1 protein-coding gene is annotated in these 1,370 nt (G+C 71.5%); it reads left to right on the top strand.

The window, feature by feature from the left end; all coding sequences use genetic code 11:
• Positions 1–228: 228 nt before the first annotated feature.
• Positions 229–1,287, top strand: a complete 1,059-nt coding sequence (locus tag FNQ90_RS23275; RefSeq protein WP_182608151.1) for an iron ABC transporter substrate-binding protein — start codon at positions 229–231, stop codon at positions 1,285–1,287.
• Positions 1,288–1,370 lie beyond the last annotated feature (83 nt).

Genomic DNA, 1,370 nt, shown 5'->3' with positions numbered 1-1,370 from the left:
CGGGTCGTCAGCCGCGGTGGGGCGCCCGGGGCGGGGGTGTTCCACCGGTACGCCGGTCGGTTTCGTCGATCAATCGATACCCGCGGTGTGATTTCCCCCCTTGACCCTTAGGTGAGGTTTACCTTACTGATGGAGGACGGTCCGGGAACCACCCGGAGAAGGGTGCCCCCGCGGGGGCACCATCCACGACATGCCCTTTTCCGGGCGTGCCGACAGAAAGGCCGGTTCATGCGACGCCACCGCCGGACAGCCGCCCTCGCCGGGGCCGCCGTGCTGCTGACCACCCTCGTGGCCTGCGGCGCCGACGAGACCCCGGGGAGCGACACGGGCGCCGAGGAGGCGACAGCGGGGAGCACGGGCGAACTGACCGTTTACTCCGGACGCAACGAGGAGCTCATCGCCCCCCTGATCACGCGGATGGAGGAGGCCACCGGCCTGGACATCACCGTCCGCTACGGAGACACGGCCGAACTCGCCGCCGCCCTGCTGGAGGAGGGGGACCGCACCGGTGCCGACCTGTTCATCGCGCAGGACGCCGGCGCCCTGGGCGCGCTCTCCCGCGAGGGTCTGCTGCGCGAACTGCCCGCCACCACCCTGGAGGAGGTGGATCCGGCCTTCCGCGGCTCGGCCGACGACTGGATCGGGGTCTCCGGCCGCGCCCGGGTCGTGGTGTGGAACTCCGAGAACGTCGAGGAGTCCGAACTCCCCACCTCCTACACGGAGCTGAACGACCCCCGCTGGGAAGGGCGGGTCGGCTACGCCCCGACCAACGCCTCCTTCCAGTCCTTCGTCACCGCCCTGCGCGTCCTGGAGGGCGAGGACGCCGCGTTGGAGTGGCTGACCGACCTGCGGGAGCACGGCGAGGTCTACGAGCGCAACGGTGCCATCCTCGACGCGGTGAACGCCGGTGAGGTCGACCTCGGCCTGATCAATCACTACTACTGGTTCGCCAAGGCCGCCGAGGAGGGCGAGGAGAACCTCGACGCCCGCCTGCACTTCCTGCCGGGTGGCGACCCGGGCTCCCTGATCAACGTCGCCGGCGTCGGCGTCACCGCCCGGGGCGATCAGGAGGAGGCGGCCCTGGCGGCCGTGGACTTCCTGCTCTCCGAGGAGGCCCAGCTGTACTTCGCGGAGGAGACCAAGGAGTACCCGCTGGCCGCCGGCGTCACCAGCCCGGTGGAGGGGCTGCCCCCGCTGGAGTCCATCGAGGCCCCGGAGATCGACCTCACCGATCTGGACTCCCTGGAGCGGACCCTGGAACTCCTCCGGGAAGCCGGAATGGTCTGAGGGGGATCATGAGCACCTCGGGCCGACCGTCGCCGACGGTCCCCGCCCGCCCGGCCGACGCCTCCGCGCCGGCCGGGCGGGGC

Source organism: Streptomyces alkaliphilus, from assembly GCF_014141535.1.
Lineage (GTDB): Bacteria > Actinomycetota > Actinomycetes > Streptomycetales > Streptomycetaceae > Streptomyces > Streptomyces alkaliphilus.
The sequence above is the reverse complement of the archived record's forward strand: the minus strand, read 5'-3'. Positions and strand labels throughout refer to the sequence as shown.